This window comes from Xanthomonas sp. BRIP62418 (assembly GCF_003993495.1).
In the GTDB taxonomy this organism is placed as follows: domain Bacteria; phylum Pseudomonadota; class Gammaproteobacteria; order Xanthomonadales; family Xanthomonadaceae; genus Xanthomonas; species Xanthomonas euroxanthea.
In genome coordinates this window covers 73297-98277 of the sequence record NZ_QEZG01000037.1, presented here as the reverse complement: position 1 = coordinate 98277, position 24981 = coordinate 73297, and the positions used below count along the sequence as shown (strand labels likewise).

Here is a 24981-nt window from a genome sequence, read left to right as displayed (position 1 = left end):
CAGAGAGCATGTATCAGTTGCGATAGCTCACTTGGGCGTGCAAAAAACAGAACCTCGCTACAAGTGAAGATTATTCACGTGTTTCAGCAGTTCAGAGAACAGCTTCTCCAACTCCTGTCGCTGGTATCCCTGAGGATAGATGCTGTTGGCATGCGAATCGCGGTCGCGGATGTACTCGTCCACGTGTCGAACCAAGAATTCGTTGTGGACCTTTGCAGCGAGCATCCTATCCAGTGCAAATGTCTCAAACGCACGAGCAAACAACTCCCGCGGCTGCGCCCAATAGGACTTTCCCGCGTGTGTATCTCGTTCCTCGCTGCGCCGATAGAACGAGTCATTGCGTTTCCTGGTAAAAAGGCTTTCGAACAACGAGTCCATCGCGCGTACGTTGTATACATGAATTCCGCCCCGCAGCATTTCAACTACACCGCTACTGATCGTGTATCGACCATCCTCGTCGTAATAGGACGCCATTAGGTCGGACAAGAAGTACGTGTCAGCGGGCAATTTATCTGCGTCGAAAAAAGCTTCCAACATCATGGCGTCTAGCGCATGAGCAAACTCGTGGCACAGCGCACCGCCGCCGCGGGTCTTTGTCAGATGCATCAGCCATTGCTCGCGATCAAAATGTGCGGCACCTGTTGCTGCTCCCCTACCCTGGCTGCCGAAACCAATACCCAAACGCCCCGAACAAGATGCACGGTACAAAGGCGCCTGTAGGATTTCGCATAGATCAAGCGAGGCGTCGTAGAGTCCATTGAGGAATGCTTGGCGCTCGGAGGCTGTGATGCTCTTTCCGAACTCTAGCCCCTTGAAGCCAAATGCCGTAAGCAAAATCTCTTCCGTGACGTCTTCACCCTGGCGCCAGTCCTGCCCTGTTCGTTCATAGGCCAGCACGGCGGAGCCACCTTGCAGCTGGGACATCTCAGCGCGGCGCCTCAGCTCCTCTGCTGCGTCACGCGCAGCTGCAGCTTTCGTTGCGAACGGGTCGTGTCGAATAGGGACTACGCGACCACCTACCGTGGTCAGCGCAGGGTAGTAACCGTCTTGGTAGTCTGAAACAGGTTTTTCAGCCGTCACATGGATGACTCCAATATTGGAGTCATCTGGTACATCCTGGTCTTCAGGCCAACCCATCGCCTGCAAGCTGTACATCCGCATCCTGATGCTGGCTGGGAAATCAGTAGGTGACGTGCTGGGCGTGAGGCGGCCTTTTGCCGTTGCGGCAGTAGCAAAGCGACGCTCCCCTTCAGTTAGGGTTAGCGACTCCTGCGAAGCGCGAAAGGCCCGCGTTAGCCGATCGGCCGTGTGGTATTGGCGCAACTCCCACGCGCGACGCATGAATCCTACACCCGAGCGGTACATGCGCGACCAGAAGCCCAGGGTCAGCTCATCGGTCTCAGGTCTGCTCACCGCTTTGCGGCGAAGGTTGTCGTACACGGCCATGTAGAGAAGAGCAACCGACGGCTTTACGTCACCACTCAACGCCGCAGCGCGGAAGTCCGGTCGTGGCCAAAGGTCTGCCAAATTGAGTTCGGCTAGAGCCCGCTTTCGCTGAACTTCAAACTTGCGTGCACCCTTATACGCTTGGCCAAAATCACCATGTTCCATGCCTGCTGTTTTCTCTTCGTTGTCAGGCATGTTAGGTGTGCCACTACCCGCGGCCAAAGGTGCAATTTAGATTCCAGAAACGCAATTTGACATCAAGCAGGCAAACGCGCTCGTACTGCTCCAGCAGTCACCAGCTGAGCCCTGCTCTCATGAGATTCCGGAAGGTAGTCTCCCCATCCTTCCAGGGTCTTAATCGTAACACCCAAGGCTTTGGCAGCCTCAGACGAGCTTCCCAGAACCTCAATCAGATGGTTGACCTGGATCGGGCTGCAGCCATTGACGGCGATTGGTCTATCGATCAATGACTTGGAGACGGTATCCTGCACCAGGTGAAGACGACGCAAGCGTGTAATCACGGAGAGAAGATCAGGATCCAGGCCCGTCGGCAGCTCTTTTGACAAATCTGCCAAGTCCAGCAGCTCGCGCCCCGTCATGCGTTGTGGCCCTGTATCGGTAGGCTTGCGGAATTTCTTCGGCGGCACCTTCTTCAGTTCGCTAATGATCGACGACACCACCTCAGGTGAGATGGTTGGGGGCAGTGGGCCCGTCGCGTCGAGACCTAGCACTTTGCGGGTGGTTTCCACAACGATATCTGCGCCCAACTTCGTCTTGAGGATGCCGATGTAGACGGTCTGGTTTTCGGTACCGAACTTGATCTTGTCGAGCATGTTCCCTCCTCTGAGAGATTTGACAGTTGCAGCCTATCGGGCGTCAGCTGCAACGAAGGTGGGTTTGAGCGCCTATATTTCGGCGATCGCGATTCAAACAGATAGGGCCGCACAGTGGCGGCCCCAGTAATTCGCTTGTTCATTCACGACGCCATCTTTCGACTGCGCCGGGGCCTCGCATCCATCACGCTCCTGGCTTCCTGCCATTCGCGCATGTTGATCACCACATCGCTCGGATCATTTCCGTTTCGACGGTACGTCTTCCCCTTCTCGATCGGCTTCCTTCCCGTCGGATGACGAAGCGTTTGCAGCACCTCATCGACGTGCTTCCACCTCAGCGTGGCCTGATAGGACAGCTGAGCCTGGGAGTGGATGCGTCGCACGTAACCGCCTGCGCATAGCAGGGAGATTATGTGATCTACCCACACGCGAAGGGGGCGCACCAACATCACTTCGTCGTCCCAGTTCACAGCATCGGCCGTAGCGATCAGCACCATGGAGCGCGGAACCACCTGGCCCGTCGCAAGCAGCCCCTCCACCAATAGACAAGCTCGCTCGCTCGGGAGAATGTGGTAAAGGGTAAGATGCTTGTCGGAACGTTTGTTGGTTTGCATGACGTTACCTTCGGCGATTGCTGGTGGCCTGCAGCCCGTCGGCGAGCTGCTCGGAACCGGTTTTGTGGTTCTTGGCGAGGGCGCGGCAAGGCGCGGCGGAACGCTTGGGCGTCCACGTATCCAGATGGGCCTCTATATCTTTCACACAGGCCTCAAGCAGGCGTTCGCGCGTCAGGTCGCTCGCTCCGTATCCCACCGTCCGTAGCGGATTGCGCTTGCGGAAGTCTTCGACTCCCACGAGTTCGGCTTTGATGTGTGCCTTCTCCGGCAGCTGACGAAGACGTTTGTTGAGGAACGGCTGCTCCAGAATGCTGCAGCAGGTGAGCTCCACCAGGCGCGAGGTTCCATCCGGAATGCCGATCGGATCATTCCAAGATAGACGGCCTGTGTAAGCTGGCATCTGCTCACCGGGAACCTCGATGCGTACATCGAACGTCGGCTTGTAGATCGTCAACCCAGTTGCGTTTGACATACGGAAAGCGAAGATGGCGCGATTATTCGCAACCTTGACGTCGCCATCCGGCGGCGGAATAAATGAGGGCGGATTAAACTGCAGCTGATCCAGGGAGAAGTAACCGGCCTGATTGAGCGAAAGGCGATTACTCTCCAGCGCTTTCAGCTCCATCTGCATCGTTTCGACCATGCGGGAGTTGATCCAAGTCGGATGATCGGCCGGTAGCTCCGTCATCTTTGTATCCTGGATCTGGCGCGCCTGATTGATGAACTCTGCGACGGTGATACCGCTTAAAGCTTTCAGTGGCGTCGCTGTGTCCACATCAGACTGATCGCTTCCTTTCAGGTGCGACAAGTAGATGTCTAGGGCTTTCTTCAGCTCATCGCCAGTTTCTTTTTTGCTCGCAGCAGCCATCGTGGCCACGGCCTTTCGCAACCCCGCCTCGCTTCCGTCGAACTCGATTAAGCGGCCACCCTTCTCTCCACAGCCGATCAGTAGGCCGGCGCAGAGGGTCGCAGTGAGCAGTGTTTCCTTGTGCTTTCGCATCGGAACTCATGGGTTGAGCAGATGCGACACATGGTCGGTGGTGTGGGATGTAATGAACCCCCGTATGGGCAGCTGAAAAAGCCCCCACCAAAGCGCATTCGTTACATGCAATCGATCGACGCGTAGCTTGCCGGCCGCACTTCGGAATATTGGTGGCTGTCCAGCTGCAGCAGGGATTGCGAGGCGAAACGCTCCCGTCCCATATCGGTTATCGACTGTCGCGTACCGCTCTCATTGGCCTAACGGCGGGGCTCTGGGAGCAACGACTCGCAACGGGACAGTGCCGGCAGTTATCCGGCTCCCGGGTGGGGAGTGCCGTCGCTCCTGCATTCACTTTCCAGTAGCGGTCGTACAGATCGACCAGCTCTCTATCAGTGAGTAGCGGCGTCCTCAGATAGACCGGGTTCCGGCCAGGCGCAATTTTGCGGATGTAGCCCCACGTCGCCACACGACCGGAGGGCCTATCTGCGGACGAACTGTGGCGCAGCACAGTAGCCTGCACTGAAAGCTCCACCATATCCTCCCGTCGAACGACACGGCGGTACCCGGTCTTCGTGTCAACGGGAACCAAAATCCCTTCCGTCGTGCGATACACCTGGTCGGCGCGAGCCCCCAAGCGACGCGGGACCTCGCAGCGGAGATACCGCTCCGACAAGACCAGGGTTCCATTGGCGATCTCGGCAGGCTGGAACTGACGCTCCTGGTCGCCATAGTCCAAATCGCCAGCCCGTCCACTCTCGACGGGCTGGCGATGGACCAAGTAGATGGCAATGACGAGCAGTCCGCCGCCAACCACCATTCCAAGCTGGAGCAAGCTCATCACTCGGTCCCCAAGTCCGGGGCTCGCTCGTACTGGACCATCAGGATCGGACCATCATCGGTTTCCTTGATTACCAGCGTTACCGACTTTGGCCGTGCGTCTTCGCACAAAGACGCCATCACCGAGCGCAGTTCCTCATAAGCGACGAGCGTCTTGGCTTGGTAGGTGCCAAGCTGGTGGCACAGGCTTGCGGTAGCCCGCGAAATGTCGCTTCGGTGAAACGCCCGCGCAGCGTGCATGCCACCCAGAAGGATCGTAGTGGCTTCTAGGGAACCCAAAAGCGCCCAACACCGCGGGTCGGAGCTAAGTTCCTGCGGATGGTCGACCCACTGCGTGATCTCCTCCATCTGGCGGAACTTGTACGGCGCAGAGTGATCCCGCAGCTTTCGCGTCATGTGGAGCGAATAGTCCCGAAGGTAGAACTCCAGCCTCTGCCATGCCGTACTGGCCGCGACTGCATCGTTACGGACGGTCTGCGCGAGCTCGCGCACCCGCAACCACAGATCCGCGACGGTCGCGATTCGCGCCACGTGGCTCATCCAGTAGGGCTCATGGTTTCCAACCGGCTCAACCAGCTTCCGGTTATTGCGTGCGCTCATGCTCTCCATCACTTCCTTTCTCCAGTAGCGGGCGAACCATCCTGGTCCTTGCCCAGTCCAACATATTGGCCACCAATGCAGCTGCTCTCGGCCTCATCGAAAGCCAGCGCGCAAGCGGTGGGCTGATGGCGTAGTAGATGACCACCGACCACGCCGTCCACTTCGTACGCAACAACACCTGATCGCGAAATGCCCGAAGTTCGTCTGTTCTGCTGTCGTCGTGCCCATACACCGCTGATGCCACGAAACAAGGGCCGCGGCGGCCTTTCACTTCCACACGATTGTTACGGTTGTGGGCCGAGGTCACCTGCTTGTGGAATCGAAGGTGCTCTGCGATACCCGCCCTTCGAGCGGCTTCTCCCCTCTCCGATACGACCTGGCCGTGCTTCCTCTCTATTTCGACCAGGTGCTCGCAACGACCGAAACGTGCCAACTCAGACGCCGGGAGGTAGTCCACAGGCTTGTAACGCCGAACTTGGCGCGAACGCTTCACTCGATCACTCCCTGCTTCGCGCCAGCGACGAACGATCGCGACACAGCTTCAGCAGTAAGCCCCATGTCTGTCATGAAGGACGACTTCGCGCGGTACTGGTAGATCCGCTTGTCTTTGAAACGGGTCAGCTTCAGGTCTTCCAGTACCGCTATCTCGTCGACCAACCCCAAGGCCACCGCGTCCTGCGCTGTCCAGATGCGGCCCGACATCAAGTCCTCTCGGCTCCCCTTGAGCCTGGGGCCGCGAGCTGCCTGCAGCTGGCCGTAGAACTCACTCGCAACCTGGACAACCAGCTCTGCCATCAATTTTGAGTCCTCCGGAGAGCTGCCCGACAGCGTGGAAGGCCCACCCTTCAACTGACCGGACTTGTACACCTGCTCGACAAGGCCTAACCGCTGAGCCAGGCCGCTTGCGTCCACGTAGCGGGTGATGGCGCCGATGGAACCGACGAGCGAGTATCGGGAGGCGTAGATCCGGTCCGTGTGCATAGCGATCATGTAAGCGGCACTGGCACCCATCGAGCCAATCACCGATATCACCGGTCGCTTAGCTGCCTTGCAAATCTTGAGTGCGGACACGATGCGGTCGGCGTCGGTGGGGGAGCCACCCGGCGAGTCGATCAGCAGTACTACCTCTGTCACTCGCTCTGCTCGACAGGCCTGCTCGATGAGAGGGATGACGGACGTGGCCGAAGCCTTGCCCATCTCGCCGATACCGCCGTTGATCGTAATCAGTGCTACCGAGTCCCGCACCGGATCGGCGTTCAAGCCCCATAACCGCCGGAAGTTATTCAGGTTTACCAGCACAGCAAACACGAACACTGCTGCGAGGGCGGCGAACTTGGCTGCATTCCAGTACCCCTTTCGGCGCTCGTTTCGAGTAGCGGTATCGGCCAATGCGGATAGCGCAAACATCGCATCTTTGATAGCCGGCGCCAGGTCTGCCAGTACGTTACGGCTCGACGCCGGCGTTTTCTCGTCCATGTTACTCATCAGGTTTCCTTGTCGTCGCCAGCAGTCGTTTCGGGACGGCGCAGCGGAAGAATGGTTGCGGACTTGTGATTCGCGTTCTCTGGAGGTGCATCGCCCTGGCGAAGGAACGCATAGGGGCGGCGCAGCACCGCTGACAGCGGGACCGGCAAGTTCAGGTAGCTACGGAGCGCATCCCACAAGCCGACGTCGGCCGCGGTCATTGGGTGGGCAGTGGCGGTGATATGCATCTGATCCAATCCTTGGTTCTCATCGTCTGGGCGGCCATTCGTTGGCTTCGTATCAGTCATACACCGCTCGCTGATGGTGGGCCAAACCGCTTTGGGGGAATTCTGCGGACGCTGCGACCTGAGTGTCATGCGCCAACACCTCGTTCGATGCCAGATCAGCCGTTGGCGAAACCAGTTGCGTCACCTCCGCCGTGTCGGTGCCGCGCGTGGGCACGGCTGACAACTCCTCTACCTGCTTGTTGATCATTCGCAGGGCGAGCCGAAGCGAGACAACCCTCGACCAGAAATCCCGAAGCGAAGTAGCCCTGCGTTCGGCTTCCAGCACCAGCGGCAGTTCGTAGTCACGGGCCTTGGCCGCAAGCTTGTTCACGTCGTAACTGTGCCGCTTGCCCTTGTTCATGCGCGTCCTGAACCAGCCCGTCTTGCCGCTCGCATCGGGCTTAGTCTTCCCCTTGATCTCCGACCAATAGATCTCAAGCGTCCCCTTGTGCATCCGTGCATGGAGCGACAGGGGTGCAAAGCGCTCACGGTATTCCTGCTTGGTGGTTGCCGCCCCCAGCAATGCTTGGATTTTTTTCCGCTCCTCTTTGAACCACTCGCACAGGTCTTGTGCCTGCATCTCTGCGAGCGTCTCCATGACCGCGATCTGGTTGTTTATGGTCTCGGCTGGCTCCATGACCAGCTTGACGTCGAAATGTTGCGGGTGTTGTTCGTTCTCTGTCCTCATCCCATCTATCTACTTTACGTGGGACTGAGGAAAATCCCACTAAAGGAACGCAAAGGTAAGGTAGGTTTGGGGGTGATTCGTTTGGCGTCTCTACACTCTAGTGTGGGGAATGGATCACGGTCCTTTTCTTATTAGTGGGGAACGCCTCATAGTCCCACTCCTGCCTCTCTACCCCACTCGCGTGGACTGCATGCCCAGCCCCACTAAATTTAGTGGGATCGCATTACTCTCCCCACGTCTAGCTGCTCGCGAGCGCTTCAATCCCTTGGTCGTGCTGTCTCATTCGCTTTTCTGAAGCGATCGGGAAGTCTTTTTTCCGCGCTGCCTCGCTCGCTTTCGCTGGAGCATGACGAAATCTGCCCCTGCTCTCTCAATCATCGAACAGGTCCGCTCCTGGTTGACGAGTGACCGGCGAAGTACAGATTTCCGTTTGCCGCCATAGCTTTGTGCAGCAAAGAATTTGGCGCATTCCGCGGTGAGTTGTCCCGCTTTAAAAGTGCAGTTTCGCCTGCCGCCAGATTAGAAGCCACGTTGGAATCTGCACTTTTTGTGCCCGAAGTACAGATTCTCAGAACGCCGAAACGCCTGCGAATTATGACTCATGCCGTGATTCTGACGTTTTGATCGAGACGGAAGAGTCGAGATTTTTTTGAAACACCCTGCAACCCTACTTACGCGCGCATATTGAGCAGTCAACGCTACCCATGTGACTGAAAAGCGGAATTCCCCGCCCACACGGAGTAGTTGCAATGAGCGCTTTCCCCTTTACCGCGGCCGGACTCGATGTTGGATACGGCAACGTCAAGCTGAGCGCTCGCGCCGCTGGAGAACCCATCCTGCGCGAGCTGACCATGCCCATCGGCGCCGTTCCTCTAGAGCAGGCGCCGAAGAAAATCGTCGGTGGCTACGATATTCGCGACGGCGTGATCGTGTCTATCGACGGCCAGGCGTGGGCAGCCGGCATGGAGCCTTCGCACCTGCAGGGCTTCTCACGTCCGACGCACGAGAACTACCCGGCCACGAACGAGTACAAGGCACTGATGATCGGCGCACTCGTCAAGGCTGGCCTGACCGAGGTCGACATGCTGTACACCGGCATTCCTGTGGCCCAGTACTACGGCCATAACGGCGTCGCCTTACGGACGCAGATTTGCAACACCATGACCGGCACCCACTGGATCAATTCGACCACCTCGATCAAGGTCAAGGCCACGACGGTCGTGCCACAGGCAGCCGGTGCCTACATGGATATCTTGGCGCGCAGCCCGGATCTAAAGCCCTCCAAGGGTTCACCCACCCTGGTTATCGACGTTGGCTACTTCAGCGTGGATTGGGTTCGCGTCATCGACAACGCGGTGCTTGACCGCTCCAGTGGTTCGTCGCTCAATGCCACCTCTGTTCTGCTGGAGAAGGCTGCGGCGCTGATCGGCATGAAGTACGAACGCCCGATTTCTGCTGCCCGCTTGGAGTCAGCGTTCCGCAGCGGCGAGGAGACGCTGAACTGGGGTCAGGTTTCCCTGCATGTCGGTGAGTGGATGGAAACCGCGGCAGAGGAGATTGCACCGAAGGTGTTGAATGACGTGGTGCGTATGCAGCGCCATGAGGAGGACTTTCCGAACCTGGTCGTCCTTACCGGAGGTGGCGGATCCCTGTACAAAAGGGCCGCCGAGCAGTTCTTCCCTCACTCAAAGGTTGCGCTGAGTCGTGAGCCGGTCATGGCCAATGCCCGGGGCTTTCAGCACTTGGCACACCATAAGATCTCGGCTCAGCAGAAGGCCCAGGCCAGTGCTGCCACAAGCCAGGCGGCGGCCTGAGTAAGGGCATGCGCGGCTACCTTCCGAGTCAGAGTGACGACAGCAAGCAGCCCCCCCGAACCTCCCTCCTGGTTCGGTGGCTGCCGTCTGATCATGTGCTTCTAGATGCCCTTCGGCCTTTCAAGGCACGAGCGAGGGGCCGGCGCTTCAAGGAGCTGGCCACGCTCGGGGCCGAGCTGGAGCGTCGCGGCTTTCGCCTGGAGGCCTCCGGCGACGGCTATCGGCTGATGCTTCCAGTTGAAATGGCAGCCGGCCTGGAAATTAGGGCAGCTGCTCTGGTTAGCCTGGATCAGGCCCGCCTGATTGACACCGCCCCGCTTCCGCCCGCTTCTGCTGCGAGCGTCGTGGCCGTGCAGGACGCAGCACTCGAACTATCGGTGCATGCGGCGATCGCCGAACATCAAACGGGACCAGTCACCCCGTTGGTCGACGACGACACTCTAGAGTTCGCGGCCAGTTTCGGTTGAACTCCAGGGCGAATGTACAGGGGGCTTCGGCCCCCTTGGACTGCTACCCACACTGCGCTCAGAGCCCTGTCTCCCAAATCAGTCCTCTCGATAGCCCATTTGCTCCAGCAATCCATCGAGCACGTCGTTGTCCGTAAAACTGAACGTAAGCGTTCCACCCATTCCAGGCCTAGTTTCGATCGTTACGCCCGATCCAAACGTGTCCGTGAGCTTTCGTTCCAGGCTGGCTACATTGGGATCCTTGCTTGCCTCCTCCAAGAGGCGGCGGCCCTTGGCTTTCATGACCTCGCGTCGGAGAGTCTCGGTGGACCATCCTCGTGCCATTGCTCTACGTAAGAGCTCTTCCGCGAGATCCGCTCTGAGAGCTAGCACGTACTCGACGTGCTTCAGTTTCAACCGTCCTACGTCCACCCACTGAAGCCATTCAGGCCTAGCTTTCCTAGAGATTCGGGCAATGTTGGCTACGCGCGACCTAGACATACCCATGTCGCTAGCGATCTCGCGCTGTTTCGCCTTGGTCAGTAGCTGGCCTTTGACACGTTCGACGTCGGAGGTTCGTCCTTTGGCCACCGCGATACTCCTCTATTGTTCCTCAGGAACATTATAGTGGAGTTGAATCATCCGCATTGTGTTCCTGGGGAACATTATGTGCCAATGCTTGCTCTGCGGACCCGACACTTCTCCCTGCTTTTGTTCCTCAGGAACATTATAGGAATACGATGGCGCGCCAATTTGTTCCTGGGGAACAATTTTGCGTGTTCACTGCATCGTTTGCGGGGCTCTCGCCGCGTCGCAGGACGTTTCCATCACAGCTCGTCCTGGCGAGCCAGGTGTTCACGCTTAGCCGCAGCCAGCTGTAATCCTTACCCACCGGGACTGATGAGGAATCGTGCCCCTAAACGAGCCCTCGCCTTCACAGTCCGAACCTCCCAGCAGGATGCGTAATCTGTAAGCCAGGTTCGCGTCATTGGCGAATTAGATGGAGCTGCGTCGGCGTGTGTACCTAACCCCGAGAGAATTGGATGACGCGCTCGGCTGAGCCAATGCGCCGAGGTGCAGATGGTCAGAAGGACCGGCTGGAGCTGGCTATCGTCTTTGAGCCGATGGATTTGGCGAAGTAACTGGCATCTGTACCCTGGAGACATCTTGTCTGGCCAGCGATGCGTTCCGAGACGGTCGGGGGCCCTGTCGGCACAGACCATCGCATGCAGTGATGTCTGTGCGGCAGATTTACTAGTGGCAGCGCCGGCAAGCCGATGTCAGTTAGAGTGTGACGGGCACCTGGACTGGATCGATGTTCTTGAATGCTGTCGGTACACACATGCTGCTTCTTGATGATTTCGTACGTCTTGAAATCGCCTAGTCGTTGGTTTGTCTTTGCGCCCAGGCATTCCGTCTGCAGTTGGTAACGCACCTCATGGCCCAATGCGGTCTGGCCGTGCAGGCCTTTTGCTGATGGCAACCGGAATCAATGGCAATTAACAGCACTAGTTCCCCGGGTAGCGTTGGCGTGGCTGAGGTTCTTTCAAGCCAGTGGGTGTTCTCAACGTCGGGGCACGTCAGGGCTTAGCGGCCCTTTTTTCCGACTCCGGATGTTCTGCAATTCTTCCGCTTGTTACATGGGGCCGCGTTGATCTTTTTTCGCCGTTTCAACCAGGCGAGTGGGTCTTGAGGTAGCCGGTGTTTTTGACGTACGGCTTTTGCATATCTGCTCTTGGCGTAGCTTAAGAGCTGCTTATAGAGTTGCTAGATCAAAAGCTAAAAGACTGCTAGCCGAGCCCAAGAATGCCTGGAAAGGCTTGCGGCACTTGGCTTGCCGGTTCGCTGCTGTGGAGTAACTATCGCACTAGTGTGGAATAAGCGTCGCAGGTCCGTGGGGAATTCGTCGCATGCCCGTGGATTAACCATCGCAGGGCCGTGGAATAATCGTCGCCCCTATGGGGAATCGTGCACCCTGATCCATCTTCTGGTGTGGAGAAATCGTCGCGGCATCGCTGCAACTAGCGGCTTTTGGGTGCTTCAGACCCTCCCAATTCCTTGTATTCAAAACATGACGGTCGTCAAGTTTCCCGTGACATGGAGAAGAGCACGAGCTGCTTGTATTGCCTCGTCCCCTGCCCTGTCTGGGACGGTCTAGCTATCAATTGGGCTCACCACCGGCATGTGTGGCGTTGTCGACATGCTGTCGGGGCTGAGGTGCGACGATTTCTCCACGCTTTTCATATATTTTGGGGCCTGGAATTCGGGCTAGGTGGACACCGTAGTGCGACGATTTCTCCACGCCTGCGGCGAGACACGAGCTGATGCACTGCGACGATTACTCCACACCTTGGCAATCACAGAGAAAGCTTTAATTCCTCGGCTGCCATAGTGACCGACCGAGTCCCTTCGCTGTTGCTTACAAAGTTAGCCGATCGGCTCAGGGTGGTGTTCAAAGAGGCATAGGAGAGGAGAGGCAGACATCCGAGACCGGCAAGAGGGGATGCGGTTGTGTTGAAGCTGCTAAACGGGGAATGCTTTAGCGCATGCCAGGCGCTGACGAATGACGTGTACGGGGGCGCTCACGCTTGCTATTAAGCATCCGTCGTTGGGCTTTGATGTGGCCCAATTACGCATGGTTTGTTGCGACGGTGACGCATGCAGAGCTGGCGTACCACGCACCAGGAACGTACGGGGCTTGTAGCAGGCCTGGCCGTGGGTAGCGCAGGCGCGGATGCCGCACGGAGGCGCCGATCGTACTTAACCGTTCTCCGCTGTATGTCTCGATGCATCGAAGGCGTGAATGCTTGTCGATCGCCAAATGGACACAGCCAGCCACCGCCATCGAAATCGACATACCGGCCGCCGGCGACTGACGCTTGTATTCGGAGATAGCCAGCATTGTGGTGCCCAACTCAGCTATTGCCACGGTGGGTCATTTCCTGCCAGTTGTGAGGAAGCCCAGGCTCTAGCTCGGCCAGATAGTGCAGGCCATTAAGGCACACCAACTGGGGACGTAGTGTCTGCTGCAGCAAGCTTCACGACGATCTGAAACGTCACGATCAGTTAGCAGGTCCTTTCATTTGTCTTAGTGGAAAGGAATGCGGCATGGCCAGCCGTGAGGTGGGCCCATCAACGGATTCTTCGTGGTTTGCTCTGCGACTTGTGGCTACTCTGGGCAGGTAATGCCGGAGTACCTGTGTAGGGGATCTTCCACCCGTGGTGGTCAGTCCCAGTAATGGAGAACATGGTTCCGCAAACCCAAGTATTTCGAAACAAAAAAGCCCCAAAATTCCTGCTCGGGGCGATAGTTAAGCGGATCCAGTGGAACAGAGCTCAAGTCAGTTGCTTGTAGGGTTCCTTTTCGACTTTGATCTTGTCGTCTTCGATTTCCCAAGAGCTGATTGCGTTTACGGCCAAAAGTTCGTTCAGCGCATTTTTCAAAGCCCGGCGAAACTCGCGAAGGCTCATGTTAGTACCTGTAAAACTCCGCATTGTTTCCACTTTGATGGGGTAAACGTGCTTCGTGTGCGATGAATAAAAGCGAAGCAGGTATCGAGCCAGGCTCGACTTTAACGCTCGGTCCATCTCCAGGAGGTACCGGGTCTGAACCCCTGGCCCAAGCAGCTCCAACATATGGGTGCCAATTTCGACGCGCCAACGTTCTGCATCTTTCGTTTCCTTGTAAGAGAAGGAGGCGATCAAGTTCCCGGAAATCGCCGTCTTCTCATCGGCACCTTTGCGGCTGATTACGATACGAGTGTCGTGCAGGCGATGAAGTGATTCGCGCACTCGCTGGATGCTCTCACCGCTGGTGCTGAGGTCCAAATCCGTGCAGAGCTCCCGTAGCGAAAACCAGATTGTTGTTCCGAAGGGCTGGTTTCGTGCGTAGTGAAGGATTTGCGCATGCACCTCTGCATCAAAGACGTTCGTCTCAGCGCCTGTTACCCGGATTTCGAAATTCGACATGCTGAACAGCAGAGTTTGCGAACGCATTGGTCGTTTGGCTTGTAGCCCGTAACGGTTAATCGTGAAGAGTGAGCTTCGCAGGAAGTCAGCAGGCATAGCCCGCATGTCACGAGGCCAGATGTTCGACAGCATGCCTTCCACTTGAGCTTGCTGGGAAATCTGCTTCTTCCGCGGTGAAGTCGGCGGAACCGCTGCAACGTGCTTAGACGGCACTGTCGACGTGTTCGACTCAGCCGCATGACGAGGAGTTTCCCCGGGTTTGGGTGGCTCCCCAATGGTTATTACAAAGTCTCGTATCCCTACAGGTAGGGCGGCTCTGATCTCTGGGGCAACGCTGGCAATGACCTCTGAGACAAACACGTTCGGCGCGAACAGGATGAAGGAGTCGTCTTCAATCCAAGGCTGAAGTGGGGTGATGTTTGTTGCGATCCAGTTGGGATCTCGGCCCTTAAATGCCTGATCCTGGATAGATTTCCATAAGGTCTTCGGCGTCATTGCTCTTGTTGTTCGTGACGAACAGTCTGTGGATAAGTAAATAAGCTGTTGAATTAAAAGGAAAAACCGAACTAGTTGGCGATAACTTTACCACTCTGTGTATCGATTAACCAATACGGTATCGCGTACCGACTGTTGCACCAGAAAAGCATTGCGCCGTAAAGTAGCACATCGAAAACAGCCGGGCTCCGAGCTCGTAGGGTCAAGGAGTACAAGATTGAAGATTCTCAGCGTCTCTCAGCACAAGGGCGGAGTAGGGAAGACTTCCCTTTGCAAGATCCTTGCCGTCGGGTTTGCTCGCATGGATCAACGCGTATTGGCTATTGACTTGGACTCGCAGTGCAACCTGAGCAAGCGATTCCTTGAAATGATCCGCGACCCTGACTTGCCAGACGGTAGCCGGCCGCCGGTACATCCGGAGTACGACTCTGCCGATATGGATTGGAGTGGCACATCTAGCAGCGCCGATATTTTCATGGGCAGAGAGGTCGTCCCATACCCCACCGGAATTCCGAATTTGGATGTACTTCCAGGCAATGGCGAAGACCTTCGGGCCATCGAGCACGTCACTTTGGAAGATGCCGTTGCGAGAGTGCATGGAGCCCTGCGCGAGTTCCTGCGCACTGATGCCGTCGAGAGCCAGTACGACATCATCATTGTCGATACGCCGCCGTCGAAGAACGCCTTGGTCCATGCTGCCATTCGTGCGGCAACCCACGTGATTGTCCCCTCTGTCATGGAGCCGAACAGCGTTGACGGACTTGAGGGGATGATCGCCCTCTGGACCCAGGAGTCCAGGAACAGGGCAGAGAATGACGAGATTGTCATGATCGGCATCCTGCCGAACATGTATCGGAGCAACGTTGCTTTGCATGCAGGCGTACGAAAGAGCCTCATGGATGATCGCTTGATCGGGCCGATGATGATTCAACTGCATCTGGCACAGCGAGCTGCATTTGCCGAGTCGGATCACGACAGCGCACGTCCAGGCTCAGTGTTCACGCTGCCAGCCAAGAATGCTGCACGAAAGGAAGCTGAGAACGTGGTTAAGCACATTGCGCAGGTGATGAGAGTGTCCGCATGAAGAAGCTCGGTTCAAAGGCGGATAGGTTCGCACAACCAACACAAGCGACCACAAACATTGCTGCGATGGTTGAGGGGCATACGGCCCCGAAGGACGCGGGAACCTTCATAGAGATTCCTATCACACAGATCATTCCCGATCCGAAAAACCATCGAGACATCAAGCTCGACTGGGACAACCCGGAGCAGATCGCCGAGGATGATCCGCACTCGGGGAAGAAGCATGCTGAGCTGGAGCTTCTACGTGAAATGGCCAAGTCAATCGCCAACCCACAAGTTGGGTTGATCAATGCGATTACAGTGCTTCGGCGAGGTGATTCTTACCAGCTGATCTCCGGCCATCGTCGCACCCTTGCTCATAAGCTGGCGGGTAGGACGGTCATCCGTGCCAACGTACGGTCGCGGATCCTTACACGACTGGCTCAGCATGTTGAGAATGCGCAGCGTCGCGATATTGATCTGGCTGAACTCATCACGTCACTACGAGCCGTGATGGATGAGGTCGGCATTCCGGTCGTGTCTGGCATTGACCACAGTAGATTGCAGGAGGCGCTTCAAGAGGAAGTCGGCTACGCCCGAATTCAGGGCTATCGCCTAGCTGTCATCTTGGTTGCTTCGGAGTCGTTGCACGAAGCCATCAACTCTGGTCTGGTGACCAGCATGATGGACGCATTCGACCTCGCGAAGCTTTCAGTCGACGAGCTCGCGCTCGAATTAGCCTCGCGAGTATCTGAGCACCAATCGTCAAGTGCTTCCAGCGGCGTTGATGCAGATCAACCAAAAGACTCCCGAGATGAGCGAAAGGGCAAGACGCAGCGCCGAAGCAAGGACTTCGTCACGCTGGGCAAGGTTCGGAACACCAATGTGATCAAGTTGGTCATGACCAAAGTGCTTGGTGATGACGTTCCTCCTGACATCAATTGGAACGACTTGAAGGCCGTCGAAAAGGCGTTCAAGAAGATGATCAACAAGCTGGCTGAAACTACCCAATGATGGCAACCGCACCTAAGCCGCCACGTACCAAGGCAACTTCGTTACGCATGACTGCGGCAATGGCGGAGAAATACGTCAGTGCTTACACAGCTATCTATGGCCCGCGTGGGGCGGCGCGGTGGGTCGAAGAGGCACTGGGCCAACTGCTGAAGCATCCGAGTTTCGTCACCAAGATCGGGGCAGGGGAGGTCAATCAAGAGTTCGAAGCTAGCCGCTATATTGGTCTTACTCCGCTATCGCAGGCTCAGCTGGAAGATGCAATCCGAAGGTACAGACGGGTTGATCTATTAGTTGAGGGTCTGCCTTCTATGATCCTGCGCGCGGCGATCCGTCTTCGACTCGAAACGGAGCAGACCACCCCATCTCAAGTGGTGGTTACGCCGCAAGCCGAGATATCGCCAGGCAAGCTCAGACGTCGGAAGCAGTGATGACCTGCTCACGTTGATTTGCAACAGCGGGAAACGTCACCGTTTGCGCACTTGGTTGCAAAACCGCGGAACACGCACTGATCACACAGTGACGAGCGTCATACTTTAGAAAGAAAAACACTGGTGACGAATTTCCGTCACGGATGTCAGCCAACTGCCGCGTAGGCATTCGGGAAAGTTGTTTCCGCTTGATCCTTGTCAGGCGGATTCCTACATGCGACGGTAACTTTATGTCGACACATGGCATTTATGCCAAAAAACGTCGATAAATTGACGCAATTGACACAGTGACGTTCAGCGAGCAATAGCGGCCTTCGCACAGTCTTGTCGCGACGTCGGGTAGCGATGCCAAAAGAACCAGTACACTCGCCGCACTTTCGGGAAAAGGTCTTTACGCAATTGGGCGGTTCGCTCAGCTGCGTAACCCCCCCAGACTGAATTGACGGCGGACATCGCCGTTACATACTGAACTTGTCAAACAACTGAAAGCGTGGCGATGGACACAGGGTTATGGAACGCCGATCTGGTCGAGTTCAACCAGGCTTTTCTGAAGCTTCTTCGGATGGCCATGCTTGATGACCCAGCGGCTGCAGCGGAAGCATTTGGTTACGTGGGCCATGAAGAGAAGCTCCGTACCCTGACCTTCCTGGATGATGAGCAGCTCATGATGCTCGCTAGGAACGACATCCTGTTCGGATGCAACGACTTGGATGAGCTCGAGCGGCAATTGGAGGCAGCAAGTCTTCCGGGTCCGAGCGAACGAGCCATTGACTTGCTCGATGCTGGCAATGGTAAGAGGCTTTCGAGTTGGCAGGCCGAGCGTCGATTGTTCGACCTCCAGTGGTGGTTCGTCTTGCGTGGCTTGACGAATGAGAACCCTCAGGTGGCCAGCGCTGTCTTCCGCATGCCCAGTCCGATAGTGATCCATCGCATTCGCATGCTGACACGTAAGGCGGTTTTGCGCCTCGCAAGCTGGGGTGGGAACTCCCGCCTACGCCTGTCGCCGGCATTTCTAAGCTATGTCCAGATGTTGTCTGGCGGCCTGAAGCAAGACCACTTGCGTATCGCAGGTGGCGCAATTCTGACGAGCAGCCGCCATATCAACGCCGACGCCTTGATCTAACTCGCCATGTCCAATCTTCGCAAACTCAAGCCCCGACGCATGCCGCTCAACGCAGTTGATGCTGGCCAAAACTCAGCGCTCCTGTTGATTCGCGCTGCCCTAAGGAATGACGAAGTTTCCAAGGAGCTTGGAAACGCCGTCAAACTGATGAAGATGAAGTTGAAGTCACCGGACATCGCGGACCTGACCGGCCTGACTCGCGAGATGGTGACGCGCCTCGGAAAGAAGGAGGCGCGCGCCTTGGCGCCGACTGGTAGGAAGATTCAATCAGTGGGCACCGTCGTCCAAGATGCGAACACGCACGTCAAAGCATCAGGGTTCTTGGTCATGCTGGAGCAGGTACTAGCTTCGGACTCCCACTACACGCTCACTGCAGACGTCTTCATTGCGGCGATCGACGCTCTTGAGGTGTTCACCCATCAAGACGTCGAGTCGACGCCATATAACCTCTACGTCGTGCTAGCTCGCAGGTTCATGAGTCGCGAGATATACCTGACCGACTGCCCACGCTGCAAGAACCGATTCCTGCAGCTCTCGTTTGATCAGCGGGACCTACGTGAGCCACTAGAAGGTGAGTGTCCTCATTGCCGCTTAGTCAGTTCGGTCATGGGTTGCCGGCCCAATGCCACCCGCGGTGAGCCAACGCTGCGCCGCGTGTCGCGGATCAAGCGAAAGATCAGTGACCAGGAAACGACGACCAAAGCCTTCCGGATGATCGTCGGAGACGGCTGGGGCTAAGGTTACGGCGGCGCCACAAGCACGCCTAGAGAACCCCCAAAACTCCCGCTCATACCCGCATTCGTTACATGGATGCGGAGCCAAACTGGCTGGTATGACCAATGCCAGAAGCCACCCACGTCGTAGGAAGCGCCAGCACGGCTGGGCGTCGTGCCTGCTATCACTCGCTCTTTTGGCAGACCTGCAACAGGCCTATGCCCAATCTGCCCCTGATCCAAAGGCAGTATTCGATCAGGCCTTGAACCGGCCGGTAGGGCAAGGTGCCGGCGTGGCACCGGCCGGTCCGCAACGCACGCAGCTGCAAACTCAATCAGCGCCTACGGCGCATACGACGGCGCCCCCTTCGGCGACGAAAAACCAGTTTTTGAGTCGCCATGAGGACGGCTGGTTCTGGTACGTGGAGCCGCCGGCGCCGCCACCGAAGAAGCCTATAGAGCCGCCAAAGTCGGCAGGCACCCCCACTGAGTCGCAAGATAAGCCGCTGAGTGTGGAGTGGATCAGGAACAACATCGATCGCCTGCGCGATCAGGCAATCAACAATCCCACGAAGGAGAACGTGGAGATGTTCCTCTATGTCCACAAGTACATGATGGATCTGTCCGAACGCTTCGCCTATACATACCGGTCCGTGGCCGAGCAGAACACGGCGTTGGACGAGACAATCTCGAATCCGGTGACTGCGGTTTCACGCCGGCAGATTTCCGACGCAACGGAGGGCGCTCAGAGCGAAATCATCCAACGGCTCGCTGGTCAAGTTGGCGTTTGGTACTTCTTCCAGTCGACCTGCCAATACTGTCTTCGCCAGAACCCGATCCTCGACTACATGCGTCAAGAGGTGCCACTGTCGATTCTGCCGATTAGCCTGGATGGCTTGCCGATGGTCGATGGCTCCCATCCGAACTGGGTCGTCGACAGCGGACAGGCTGCGCAGCTTCAAGTGAGCACCACACCCACTCTCTACCTGGTCAAGCCGGACACCAATGAAGTGGTGCTCTTGGCCGCCGGATTGAGGTCGCTTCCAGAGCTGAAGCAGCGGTTTGTGGAAGTCGCCCGAGCGCAGAACTGGATTAGCAAAGACGAATACGAAACTGCGATGCACGGGTTGCCGAGGCGCCTGCTCACAGATGGCGTTGACCTCGAAGAAGTGCCTACGGGCACTTCTGACCGCGATTTGCTAGACATCATGCGCCGAGGCGGCATCCACGGAGGCGGGGAGCAAATCAACACACAGAGCGAAGGCGGCAACACGCCGTGGAGGAATCGGTAATGGGGAAGCACATCTACAGGATGTTAGCCGCGATAGTGATGGTTCTTTCGTTCTCGCTTGCGTCCCAAGTGGCTCGCGCAGACACAGGCTTTGATCGAGCCGTGGGCGACATGTTCGGTGCCATGTCGAACACTACGGATCCGCACGTCTTCATGTCAGCAAAGCGTGGAGTTGTGTCCGGCGGTGGAATTGAGGTTCGCAACAAGATGATGAACATCAATGCCTACAATTTTCAACCGCCAAGCCTGTCGGTGGGTTGCAATGGCATTAGCGCCTTCTTCGGCAGTTTCTCCTTCATCACGAAAGAGCAGCTGCAGCAGGCCATGCGAGCGATCGCCACAGCAGCGGTGATGTACGCGTTTAAGATAGCGCTCGCCGCGATGTGTCCAACTTGCGAGGAAAAGCTGTCGGCACTTCAGGACAAGATGGACAAATGGAACATGGGCAACCTCAACGCCTGTGAGATCGGCGAGAAGCTGGTAAGAGACACAAAGCTGGAAGGTGCCATCCAGGAGAAGTCGAAAGCTTTCGGCATGGCCACCGGTCTGCGCGATGACCGCGAAGACGCTTCAGCCCGTGGCGAGGGACGTTCGCCTTCGGCATGGACGAGCTCTCGCATGACCAACGCTATGCGGAACGAAGTGTTTAAGGGTAACCAGGCTTGGCGTTTGATGAAGGATAAGGGCCTAGGCGCTTGGGGTGTCGGCGTCACCAAGGAGCTTATGGAAGACGTGATGTCGTACACGGGCACGATCGTGGCCTGTGTTCCGAACGTGGACGCAAGTTGTCCGGCCCGCGCCAAGGCAAGCGGTGCTGCGGAAGATGTATCCGTACACTACGTCGAACCGTCGATGACATTGCGCGAACTCATCAAAGGGCGCAATGGCAACAGGAACGTGACACGCATTGTCTGCAATGACAATGAACTGTGCCTCAATCCGCGTGCTACGGAGATCCCTGCGTTTAAGGGTGTGGAGGAGCGCATCAAGACTGTCTTCGTCGGTGAAACCGGCAATGGCGGCATTGTGGCAAAAGCTCGGATACCAGGCGCGACGGAACCAACGGCTGCGGAGATCGGTTGGATCACCAATACGGGTTCTTACGGACAGATCGTCCTGAGCCTGGCCAAGACAAACCCCGATGCGGCGATCGCCTTTGTCGATACCTTCTCCGAGGAGATGGCGGCGACTGTCGTATCCCAGGTGATGAGTCAGTACCTGCAGTCGATCCTGATCTCTCTAAGCTCTGAGGAAGGGGAGGGGACGCAGGAATTCCGCGAAAAGGCGCGGGAAGCTACGACCCGGCTCAGGGAAGAATCAAAGCCGTTCTTCGAACGAACCAAGAGTCGCACGGCACATCTGGACTACTACATGCGAGTGCGTGATACGTCGTCCGAAAAGCCGTATCTGGCGACCACACCAGCCCAGTAATCAAGGAAGGAATGTATGTTCGAGATCTACTCGCTGGGCGATGGCCTTTTCATGAAGCGCGTGCTCGATGGCGTGGCCATGATGAGCAGCAGTGGCTTTCTGCTTGCCCTTGGCGGTTTCGGCATGCTCGTCGGGCTGCTGTTGACGGGTCTAAAGGCGATTGAAACGGGTGGTCAGAAGGTCGAACTGCCAAACCTTTTCGTCAGCTTTTTGCTGATCCTGGGGATGTTCTCTATCAAAGTGGACACCACGCTGTATGCGTTGGACGGCGCGCCTGGAGCAAATACACTCCAGACTTACACTGTCGATAATGTTCCTTTCGGAGTTGCCGCGCCGGCGATGGTTGTATCGACAATCGGCAAAGTAATTACCGAAAAGATGCAGCAAGCCTTCGCGGTTCCTGGCATGGAGGAGTTCGACGTCAACAGCGGCATGTTCGGTAACACGTTGAAGTTGTTGGACATGACCAGACGGTGGGACTTAGACGGTTTGAAGGGAACACAGAGCAAAGTATCGACCTTCAAGACTAACCTGCGTTCGTACTACGCTGAATGCACTATTCCAGCAATTCAGCGTGGCGCGATAGATCAGAACGCAGTGATGTCGGCTGCCAATCCGCTCAGCTTTCATGAAACCGACGGCGGGATTGGCTTCCGGGACAAGTGGACGTCCGTCAACTACATCACCAGCACCGGCCCTGCCGTGCTTGATTGTGACGTGGCCATGGAACGCCTAATTGTTGACTCCAATGACGCTGGCATGGAGTCGTCGTTCTTGAACTCTGCCATGGCGATGACCGATGCCAGATCGAACTCCACGGATCCCACTGCTGCAGCTAACTCGGCATTCGCAGCCATTGGTGCCGGGACGAGCAGTATCCACAATCACGTCATGGCATCCGCGATCCGCGAGATCATGGACGAAGCTGTTGCGGGATCTTCCACATTGACGCCTCAGGACATTCAGGCGCAATTGATGCTTATCCAGGGCAACCGTCAGCGGCAAGACGAGTGGGGCGCTGGAGAGATCATGTTCCGCAAAGCCATGCGTCCATTCATGGCATTTCTTGAATGCATCGTGTTCATCGCCGCTCCCTTCATGGCGCTGATCGCCGGGATGGGCACCTTCGGTCAACGAGTCGTGGGTAAGTACTTCGCCGTCATCCTCTGGGTAACGACGTGGGCGCCGATGTTTGCTGCGGTCGATCTCTTTCAGCTGACGATGGTGCAGCATGCAGTCACGGCAATGGAGCGCTTGCACGCCGCAAATCATGGTGTTCCTCTTTCCAGCATTGCCGGTGCTGCGGCGCTCAACTCCGAATTGACCACTTGGATTGCTGTCGGTGGATGGATGGCTACGCTGGTTCCACCAATGGGCTACCTGTTGCTGAGTGGTGGTGCCGTTGCGATGACCAGCTTTGCCGGGCGCCTTTCCGGTGGCGATCACGTGAACGAGAAGATGACCTCGCCGGACCTCGCCAAGATGGGCGAGGTGATGAACGTGAGCTCGCGCATGGCTCACTCTGGCGGCGCCGGCACGTCAATGACGGGAGTCGAGAACCTGGGCGGTTCCTTCAACATGGGTGGATCTGCCAGCGCATCAGTTGAGAGCGCACGGAGTGCCATGGAAACGGCCAGTAGGACGGCCTCCACTACGCTCAACAGCGCGATCAATAGCTCCCTCACATCGACACAGGGCGTTACGACGTCAAGTGGCGTTACCTCCCAGGTGAGCGACAGCATCGGCGATGGAACCAGCTTTACGCGTGGTCAGTCCGTCGGTTCGGACGTGAGCGACCAGTCAAGTCGGGACAAGAAGACCAGCGATGCAACCAATCTGGACAAGAACATAGGCTTGTCGGCCAACGGAGCCGGCAGCGCCTCTGGTGAAAGTGCCTCCCGGTCCGGTGGGAATGGCGGGGCCCAAGGACAGGGCAAGCGCGGCGGCCAAGCCACCGGCATCGTTTCCGGCGGCATTAGCTCGTCGAACAGGCAGTCATCAAGTGAGGACTCATCCTTCGGTAATACCAGCAGGCTCTCGGGTTCAGAGCGAGCTGGGCTCGACAGAGTGATGAAGGCGGAAACAGCAGCCCAGAAAGTCGACATGTTGGGCCGTATGGCACAGGAAGGCAGTTCTGCCGCACAGGGAATCCTCGATTCCTACTCAAAGTCGCAGGCAGCCCAAGACCTCAAGTCCGCAAGCGAGAACTACTCGGAAGCGGACCGGATGTCGCAAACAGTTAGCAATCTCACTGGTACTTCTGTGCAAGATTGGAGCTGGCAGGTGAGCCAGCGCGGATCAGGCGCAGTCGGTGAAGCGGTTGCTGCTGCGGTCGACACAGGCGGTGCGGCGGCATTTCAGAAGAACCTGAGCCAAGTACAGGATTGGAGGGGCGCCGGACTCTTTGCTGGCGACGACAACCAGGCTCGCGCCATGGCGGCCGGTATGACGCTCGCGGGTAATGGTGCAGGCTATTACTCAACGAACGCCGGCAGCGAAGGGGATCGTTTCTCCGCGCTTGCTGAGCTCACCAACAAATACTCGGTCGGTGCAGCAGGTGCTAGCGTCGGAAACGCGAGCGCCAATGCTGGGCTTCAAGATTCCGCTCCGGCCTATGGCCAGGCGACCGAAGCAACTTCCGGGCTCTCGATGTCCAATGTCCCCGATGCTGGCGCTATTCGAAGCGCCGTCAGCGGCGACATTGCCTCCGGGTCTGGTGTCGATGCTGGTCGCGTGAATACAGGTGCGGGTGGTGCTGCGAACCTCGGAAATCGCGGTGAGCGTGATGACTTCTTCAACAACAACTATGGTGCTGCTCGCCAGGATGTTCAGGAGGGCGGACGAGCTGCGCTACGAGAGAATCTCAACCAGGGCGTGAATACGCCGGATTTGACCTATGCACGCTCGATCGGTGACTTCTGGGGCGCTGAAGGCTCCAACCCCTCGGGGCTTGCGATCTTCAATGGCTACATGGCCAACGGTACGGACGGAACGATTCCTCAGGCCACAGGAGCGAGCGGGCCCGTCCTCCAGCGTGATGACGATCGTGCCATGGTCGGGGATTCGGGCCTGACGCGATACGAAGAGCTGAGGCGAGAGATCTATGCCGAGAACGGCTTCTCTAAGAACGTTGCTGATCAGGACACGGTAAACGTCATTGCTGCAGCTCGACTGCTTAACGAAAGCAGGGGTGAGTTCAGCAACGCATACCTGACCGGCTCCGATGCCGACAGGGTTGAGGCTTCAATGCAGAACCTGTCCCAGCATCAAAAGAATGCGATGTTCGGCGGCAACCCGACGACGAACGACATGATGAATGTTGCCGGCGGTGGCGGATTCACTGGGTCTGGGATTGGCTCGGCGATGGTTCGAGAGTCGGCGGCAGAACGGCCACTACCTAAACCAATTGCAGAGTGATCCCAACACTACAAGGCCCCCGGAAGG

At 57.1% G+C, this 24981-nt stretch carries 20 protein-coding genes; 10 read left to right on the top strand and 10 right to left on the bottom strand.

The genetic code is table 11. The annotated features are described in order from the left end of the window. Positions 1–57: 57 nt before the first annotated feature. The 8 genes from EO174_RS11560 to mobI form a co-directional block, all read right to left on the bottom strand. The gene (locus EO174_RS11560) at positions 58–1641 is read right to left on the bottom strand and encodes an LPD1 domain-containing protein (protein ID WP_005989509.1); all 1584 of its coding nucleotides are present in this window, start codon (positions 1639–1641) and stop codon (positions 58–60) included. A 62-nt stretch (positions 1642–1703) separates the two neighbouring features. Next, on the bottom strand, positions 1704–2279 hold the full coding sequence (locus tag EO174_RS11555) for a Cro/CI family transcriptional regulator (protein ID WP_005989508.1): 576 nt from the start codon (positions 2277–2279) through the stop codon (positions 1704–1706). Between the two features lie 143 nt (positions 2280–2422). Then, positions 2423–2893 carry a hypothetical protein gene (locus tag EO174_RS11550; protein ID WP_005989507.1) on the bottom strand — a complete coding sequence of 157 codons (471 nt, stop codon included), beginning with the start codon at positions 2891–2893 and terminating at the stop codon, positions 2423–2425. 4 nt (positions 2894–2897) lie between these two features. Further along, the gene (locus EO174_RS11545; protein WP_005989506.1) at positions 2898–3893 is read right to left on the bottom strand and encodes a hypothetical protein; all 996 of its coding nucleotides are present in this window, start codon (positions 3891–3893) and stop codon (positions 2898–2900) included. An 819-nt stretch (positions 3894–4712) separates the two neighbouring features. After that, positions 4713–5312 carry a hypothetical protein gene (locus EO174_RS11535; protein WP_005989503.1) on the bottom strand — a complete coding sequence of 200 codons (600 nt, stop codon included), beginning with the start codon at positions 5310–5312 and terminating at the stop codon, positions 4713–4715. 489 nt (positions 5313–5801) lie between these two features. After that, on the bottom strand, positions 5802–6797 hold the full coding sequence (locus EO174_RS11530; protein WP_005989501.1) for a S49 family peptidase: 996 nt from the start codon (positions 6795–6797) through the stop codon (positions 5802–5804). Next, the gene (locus tag EO174_RS11525; protein WP_126936945.1) at positions 6797–7024 is read right to left on the bottom strand and encodes a hypothetical protein; all 228 of its coding nucleotides are present in this window, start codon (positions 7022–7024) and stop codon (positions 6797–6799) included. Before EO174_RS11525 ends, EO174_RS11530 begins: the two co-directional genes overlap by 1 nt. 52 nt (positions 7025–7076) lie before the next feature. Then, positions 7077–7751 (bottom strand): conjugative transfer protein MobI(A/C), encoded by a 675-nt coding sequence (gene mobI, locus EO174_RS11520; RefSeq protein WP_005989499.1) that lies wholly within the window; start codon positions 7749–7751, stop codon positions 7077–7079. 749 nt (positions 7752–8500) lie between these two features. Here mobI and EO174_RS11515 point away from each other — a divergent pair. Both EO174_RS11515 and EO174_RS11510 read left to right on the top strand, forming a co-directional pair. Continuing rightward, positions 8501–9565, top strand: a complete 1065-nt coding sequence (locus EO174_RS11515) for a ParM/StbA family protein (RefSeq protein WP_005989498.1) — start codon at positions 8501–8503, stop codon at positions 9563–9565. Between the two features lie 8 nt (positions 9566–9573). Next, positions 9574–10032 (top strand): hypothetical protein, encoded by a 459-nt coding sequence (locus tag EO174_RS11510; RefSeq protein ID WP_005989497.1) that lies wholly within the window; start codon positions 9574–9576, stop codon positions 10030–10032. A gap of 78 nt (positions 10033–10110) precedes the next feature. On the opposite strand, the gene EO174_RS11505 is transcribed toward EO174_RS11510, so the two are convergent. Next, a complete protein-coding gene (locus EO174_RS11505; RefSeq protein WP_005989496.1) occupies positions 10111–10602 on the bottom strand; it encodes a hypothetical protein in 492 nt (163 codons plus the stop codon). Between the two features lie 2745 nt (positions 10603–13347). After that, positions 13348–14475 (bottom strand): plasmid replication initiator TrfA, encoded by a 1128-nt coding sequence (trfA, locus tag EO174_RS11500; RefSeq protein WP_005989491.1) that lies wholly within the window; start codon positions 14473–14475, stop codon positions 13348–13350. 217 nt (positions 14476–14692) lie between these two features. On the opposite strand from trfA, the gene EO174_RS11495 reads away from it, so the two are divergent. The 8 genes from EO174_RS11495 to EO174_RS11460 all read left to right on the top strand — a co-directional run bounded on the left by EO174_RS11495 (position 14693) and on the right by EO174_RS11460 (position 24954). Then, the gene (locus tag EO174_RS11495; protein ID WP_005989488.1) at positions 14693–15559 is read left to right on the top strand and encodes a ParA family protein; all 867 of its coding nucleotides are present in this window, start codon (positions 14693–14695) and stop codon (positions 15557–15559) included. Next, a complete protein-coding gene (locus EO174_RS11490) occupies positions 15556–16551 on the top strand; it encodes a ParB N-terminal domain-containing protein (RefSeq protein WP_005989486.1) in 996 nt (331 codons plus the stop codon). The genes EO174_RS11495 and EO174_RS11490 overlap by 4 nt, the downstream gene beginning before the upstream one ends. A gap of 59 nt (positions 16552–16610) precedes the next feature. Then, complete coding sequence (locus EO174_RS11485; protein WP_039428884.1) at positions 16611–16979, top strand: hypothetical protein; 369 nt, start codon at positions 16611–16613, stop codon at positions 16977–16979. A 490-nt stretch (positions 16980–17469) separates the two neighbouring features. Beyond that, positions 17470–18102: a hypothetical protein gene (locus EO174_RS11480; RefSeq protein WP_031424475.1), complete on the top strand. Its 633-nt coding sequence runs from the start codon at positions 17470–17472 to the stop codon at positions 18100–18102. 6 nt (positions 18103–18108) lie between these two features. Then, complete coding sequence (locus EO174_RS11475) at positions 18109–18840, top strand: hypothetical protein (RefSeq protein WP_005989480.1); 732 nt, start codon at positions 18109–18111, stop codon at positions 18838–18840. A gap of 94 nt (positions 18841–18934) precedes the next feature. Then, a complete protein-coding gene (gene traF / locus EO174_RS11470; RefSeq protein WP_005989479.1) occupies positions 18935–20107 on the top strand; it encodes a conjugal transfer protein TraF in 1173 nt (390 codons plus the stop codon). Beyond that, complete coding sequence (locus EO174_RS11465; RefSeq protein ID WP_005989477.1) at positions 20107–21537, top strand: conjugal transfer protein TraH; 1431 nt, start codon at positions 20107–20109, stop codon at positions 21535–21537. The genes traF and EO174_RS11465 overlap by 1 nt, the downstream gene beginning before the upstream one ends. A 15-nt stretch (positions 21538–21552) precedes the next feature. Then, on the top strand, positions 21553–24954 hold the full coding sequence (locus EO174_RS11460) for a conjugal transfer protein TraG N-terminal domain-containing protein (protein WP_005989476.1): 3402 nt from the start codon (positions 21553–21555) through the stop codon (positions 24952–24954). Positions 24955–24981 lie beyond the last annotated feature (27 nt).